At 63.8% G+C, this 5,754-nt stretch carries 3 protein-coding genes and 1 pseudogene; 1 reads left to right on the top strand and 3 read right to left on the bottom strand.

Annotated elements, in window-relative coordinates; translation table 11 throughout:
* Nucleotides 1-1,524 precede the first annotated feature (1,524 nt).
* Nucleotides 1,525-1,676: pseudogene (locus tag Q0627_RS21790) on the top strand (IS21 family transposase); the annotation flags it as partial.
* Nucleotides 1,677-2,847: 1,171 nt separating this feature from the next.
* On the opposite strand, the gene rsmG reads toward Q0627_RS21790, so the two are convergent.
* The 3 genes from rsmG to yidC form a co-directional block, all read right to left on the bottom strand.
* Nucleotides 2,848-3,621 carry a 16S rRNA (guanine(527)-N(7))-methyltransferase RsmG gene (gene rsmG, locus Q0627_RS21785; RefSeq protein WP_298812812.1) on the bottom strand — a complete coding sequence of 258 codons (774 nt, stop codon included), beginning with the start codon at nt 3,619-3,621 and terminating at the stop codon, nt 2,848-2,850.
* Between the two features lie 181 nt (nt 3,622-3,802).
* Nucleotides 3,803-4,429: a R3H domain-containing nucleic acid-binding protein gene (locus Q0627_RS21780; protein ID WP_291020326.1), complete on the bottom strand. Its 627-nt coding sequence runs from the start codon at nt 4,427-4,429 to the stop codon at nt 3,803-3,805.
* A 59-nt stretch (nt 4,430-4,488) separates the two neighbouring features.
* Complete coding sequence (gene yidC / locus Q0627_RS21775) at nt 4,489-5,736, bottom strand: membrane protein insertase YidC (protein ID WP_298812815.1); 1,248 nt, start codon at nt 5,734-5,736, stop codon at nt 4,489-4,491.
* Between the last annotated feature and the right edge of the window lie 18 nt (nt 5,737-5,754).

Below are 5,754 nucleotides of genomic sequence, written 5' to 3'. Positions count from 1 at the left end.
TCCGTCGTATACGACCGTCAAGCGGGCCATGGCCTCCATCCACGCCGATGCCGATCGGTGCAGCAGTCCCATGCTCTGGCTGTTGCCATATGCGCATACCGCTGCGCGACCTAACCTTCCCGTCGCTGTTCTCGAGGAGGTCGCCCGCAAGCTCCGCTAGCTCCGACTGCTCGTCGATCACCGCGATGACCTGACGCTATCCACCAGATCGCGCTGACCCAAACGCGCCCACCCAACGCCGGCGGACATACCGCCTACCTACGCTGAGAAGCAACGAAAAGGCAGAACCAAGAAGGCCACCTCCGACAGCCTCAAGCGGTGACGGTGGGGGAGGGGAGCGGCTGGCTGCCGAGGCAGTTCTGGGTTAGCTCGGTCAGTCGTGTTTCACGTGAAACACGACTGACCACCACCCATGCCCCAGCGACCCTCGTGCGCCGCCCTATGCGTGCCGAGGTAGCCGCGATGTCAGATTCCGCAGCAGCTTGACAAACACCATCGGGCCACAGATATCTACATCTAGGACAAGCCGCAGAGAGTGCAAGCACGCGCACACAGGGAAGTTGGTCGACAGAATTCGCGACGCGACAACTCACGTCCTGCCTCGAAGCCCAGCAACTGTCAATGGATACCAGGTCGCCGAACTTGCGGAGTCGACTTTTCGCATCCTCAATTCTTACTCGACGGCAGGTCAGCCCAATCGAGGAGACACTGTGAGTCGAAAGTCCGAATCGGCGTATAGGTACCGACTAGGCCCGCCACCGCCCTCCGAGGTTGAGTTCGTCGACGGGTAAGGACCATGCCTACGCCCGAAGAACTCGCCGAAGCTCGCGAGGACATTGCGCGCGTCAAGGAGCTATGGATGGCCCAGCATGACAACCTCGAACCTTGACGACGACACCAAGACCCGAAGATTCAAGGACTCTCAAGGACTACCGCGCATACGGGGAGGGCGCCCTCAAGTTGCCAGTGCCGGTCTCTGGTCGGGTTCGGTGGGTTTGTTAATCCAGACCGTTGTGGGTGGGGTGAGGATCTTGGGGGCGGCGGTGTCGGCGCGGAACCGTTCGGGGTGCACTTGACGGGCTCAGACCAGGACCTCGCCCGGGCGGTGGTCTTGTCGTCGGCGCGGCCGAAAAGCACGTCGGTGGGGCTTGTCCAGCGCGGTCTCGGTGATGGCGAGCTTCCTATTCGCCTGGGCCAGTTCCTTGTAAGCCGGGCGATCTCGGCCTGCTCGGCGGCAGACCTCCCTTGCGGCGCCGGGCGCCGGTACCAGCTGTCGACGGACATGGGAATCTGACCGTAGACGGACATGAAAGTGACCACTGACCGCCATTCAGAACTGCCCGCCCGCGGTCATGAAACTGACCGTGGGCGATCATGAATCCGCCCGGACCTATCCATCTTGTGCGGCGCGTCTGCGCCGTAGGGGACCTCTCCTGTGTGTTCGATGGCGATGCCTAGTCGAACCGAACTACAGGAGCGGTCCACCGTGAAGTCTGACGGAGAACTCATGGAAATACTGACGGCCGGGCGATGTCGGTGGTGAAATCTCAATGGCGCCTTGGTCATACACGTGTGCACCGGCCGTGGGTCACTGAGCCGGGACTATGGTTGCAGTACGACTTCGGCGACGGTCCGATGGTCGTAAGGTGGTGCTGTCGGTGGCGTGGCTGGCGTGGTGAGACCGAACGCCCGCACCTGCACGCGATCCCGGAGCTGCCGCACACCGCCGGGCTCGGGGTGACCCGCAAAGTACCCGACAACACCCCGATGATCACCATCGATCACTGCCAATACGCCAATACTCTGTTCCGGCAACACTTTTAGGTCAATCGGTGTGGGTCCGCTACTCCGGTGGTGGCGGTGACGTGATCATCTGCGCGGTCAACGACGGTGGGCTGATCGGGGGGCCCGCCACGCCCGCACCACCCGCGGTACCCCGGCGATCAATGATGACCATTTCCCCGGCTCTCACCCCAAAACACCTGGGGATTACCGGATTTGGGCCCGCACCATCGAAGACCGGATGTTCCTCGCAATCGGGGAGGGCGCAGCGACCTGGCTCAAAGAAGCTGCCGCGACCGGTACCGAACAGATGCGGCAGTAAATGGTCCACGCCGTGGAACTGGCCGCCCTCGGGACTCCCGCTGATGTGGACTGGGCACTGGGCTACGCCGCCGTCCACGCCCGCCCCATGCTCGCCTCCGCGCCGATGACACTGGCAGTGGTGGCGCTGGCGTGCTCGGATCGGTTTTGCACGCGGCATTCGGGCGCGGTGAAATTCGGGCGTGGTGAAACAACGTCTGGCGGCGCTGCGCGCGGCCGCCGCATCACGCCATCGGCACCAGACTCGCCGCCGACGACACTGTCCAGACCCCGAGACACCACGGGAGCTCATCTAGCCGGCCCGAACACTTCAGCCTCGATGCGCACACAGGAAAGTCCACGCCCACCACCACCGGCGACGAGGCAGGCCCGCATGCCTGACCGTCACCTCACCGAAGCCGACATGCCCTTGTTGCCGACATGCCCTTGTCACCCAGCTACGGATGACTGCATTCGGGCCGACCGTCATCGAACTGGCCAACGACCCGGCGCCAACAGACTCGACCTTCTCGACCCGACAACCCATCAACGACTGGACTTCCTCACCGACCTGCACAACTGCGATCTGCTCGTCCTTGACGACTTCCTGACCATACCGGTGACCGGCCACACTGCCGCCGGACTCCTCAACATGCTCGCCGCCTCAGGAAGGGACATCGGATCGCAGGGTGTCGCTGACAGGGTGGCGCGAAGTCACGAGCACTTCCTATCTGGCCAGCCCCATGCCCGACCATGGAAGCGCGGTCACTGCCGTGGGCGCTTGGTTGCCCTCGTGCCGTGCGACTTGGTTCCGCGCCGACGATCCGGCAGGTTGTTCGCGACCTTGTCACCGACGACGACTGTCGTCGGGTAATCGAGGAACCGGGTACCGCAGGTGACCACACGCAGCCGAGTCAGGCCACGCTTCTCGACGACGGCCTTGTCGCGTTCGATCTCCTCGGCCGCCGACGATCCTTTGATCGCCACCATCACGCCGCCGGACGCGACCAGGGGAGCCGACCAGCCGGCGAGACGTTCGAGGGGGGCGACGGCCCGCGAGGTGACGACATCGGCGGTACCGATCTCGGCACGCACCGACTTCTCCTCGGCACGGCCACGAACCACCCGCACACCGTCGAGGCCGAGCCGCGCGATCACCGAATCGAGGAATGTCGACCGTCGCAGCAACGGTTCGACCAGCGTCACCGAAAGGTCGGGACGCGCGATGGCCAACGGAATTCCGGGTAGGCCCGCACCGCTGCCGATATCGATCACGGTGGACCCGGGAGCGATCACCTCTCCGATGACCGCACAGTTGAGCACGTGCCGAGTCCACAGCCGATCGACCTCCCGGGGACCGATCAGTCCCTGAACGATCCCGTCTGTGGCAAGGATGTCTCGGTAGTCCTGGGCGAGGTTCAGGCGGTCACCGAAGACACCTGTCGCGGCCGGCGGGGTAGGGGAGTGCACGCCCTCGGCGACTTCGCCGGACACGGCTTTCCCGGATGCCAGGTCGTCGCCCTCGTCAAGTGTGCCCACTGCTGCCTCCCTACGCCGCCGCCGGCTGTGTTGTTTCACGTGAAACAACACAGCGACGGCTCTCGTCATTCTGATACCGATGAACGCGATCCGGAAATCGCAAACCCTACCGAAACGGGAAAAGTCCCGGCCGAAGCCAGGACTCTCCACGTCGACACAACCGCAGCGTCAACACGAACTGCTACGACGAGCGCAGCACGACAACCCGGCGCTTCGGCTCGGCACCCTCGCTCTCGGACACCACACCGTCCACACCGGCGACCGCATCGTGAACGATCTTGCGTTCGAACGGGGTCATCGGATCGAGTGATTCCTTCTCACCGCTTGCAAGCACCCGCTCAGCGACCTCGCGGCCGAGACGGGCGAGGCGGTCACGACGATCAGCACGCCATCGTGCGATGTCAAGCATCAGCCTGCTGCGGTCGCCGGTGGCCTGCTGCACGGCGAGCCGGGTCAGTTCCTGCAGGGCGTCGAGCACCTCACCCTTGCGTCCGACGAGCTTGCTCAGGTCGTCACCGCCGTCGATGCTGACGACCGCGCGATCTCCGTCGACATCGAGGTCGATATCACCGTCGAAGTCAAGCACGTCGAGCAGCTGCTCGAGGTAGTCGCCGGCGATCTCACCCTCCTCGATGAGCCGCTCGTCGTCATCGAGCTCGTCATCATCGGTACCGCCCTCGACGTCATCGACCTGTCCGGTGGCCTCATCATCGGTGGCCTCACCGGCGTCGGAAAGTTCCTGCGCAGCCTGCTCGTCGACGACCTCCTCGTCGACGAGTTCGTCCTGCGCTGTGGTCTCAGTTGTCATATCAACCGCCTCAATCTTGGTGATTAGAAAAAGTCTCTGCGCCGAGAACGGCGGGGTTACTACTTGCCACCGGAGCGGTTCCGTTTGGCCGCACTACCCTTGCCGCCACCTTTACCGCCGCCGGAACCGCCCTTCGACCTACCCCCCGAGGACTTGCCTCCCGACGACTTTCCCGCCGAGCCGGACTTACGATTCGCGCCCGCAGCAGGTTTGGCCCCCGGGGCCGGTTTGGCTGCCGGCTTCGCGCCCGCCTGCGGTTTGGTCGGCTTCTGTCCTGGCTTCGTCATGTCCACCGACGATGATTCAGTGCCGGCACCGTCCGAATCAGCGGACTCATCAGCTGCCTTGGCCGGTGCTGCGACGCCGCGTTTGGTGCGGTTCGGCCGCGCTCCGGGTTGTGGCGCGTTGGCCTTGCGCTTCTCCTGCTTGGCCTGCTTGGCGGCTTCCTCTTCCTTCTCGATCTGGCCGAACACGATGTGCTGCTGGCCGTAGGTCCAGATGTTGTTGCTCATCCAGTAGAGGAGGATCGCAACGGGGAAGAATACGCCGGTGACGAGGATGCCAAGCGGGAAGACGTACAGCGCGAGGTTGTTCATGATCCGCGTCTGCGGGTTCTCGAGCGCCGCCGCAGGCTGACGGGCCACCGAGGCGCGCGAGTTCATGTGTGTGGAGACCGACGCGACGATCATCATCGGCACGACGAGGATTGCGATATGACCACGGGTGAAGTCGATGGCGGCCGGTATGCCGTTGTCCCACTGAACGAACGCGACCCATTCCGTCTTGGGCTGCGTCACGTACGACGACAGCGGCACCCCGAACAGCCGGGCGTCGAGGAAGTTCTGCACCTGGTCGGCATTGAAGACATAGTTGCCGATAGACCTGGTCTCCTCGGCACCCATGCCGAGCTGACCCATGCCGGTGCCCATCCGGTTGAACGAGCGCAGCACGTGGAACAGGCCGATGAACACGGGGATCTGCATGAACATCGGCAGGCAGCCGAGCAGCGGGTTGAAGCCGTGCTCCTTCTGCAGCTTCTGCATTTCCTCGGTCATCTTGACCCGGTCCTTGGCGTACTTCTTCCGGATCGCCTGAAGCTGCGGGTTGATCTCCTGCATCTTCTTGGTGGTGCGGACCTGCTTGACGAACGGCTTGTACAGGATCGCGCGCAGGGTGAACACCAGGAAGACCACCGACAGGGCCCAGGCGATACCGTCGCCGCCGGGGGTGTTGGGGGTCAGATGGTCGAACAGCCAATGCCAGACCCACATGATCCAGGAGACCGGCCAGTAGATGAAGTTGAGCACGGGTCGGTTACCCCTTAC

Origin of the sequence: uncultured Gordonia sp. (genome assembly GCF_937858515.1) — a bacterium.
Classification (GTDB): Bacteria; Actinomycetota; Actinomycetes; order Mycobacteriales; family Mycobacteriaceae; genus Gordonia.
This window is presented reverse-complemented; position numbering and strand designations above follow the sequence as displayed.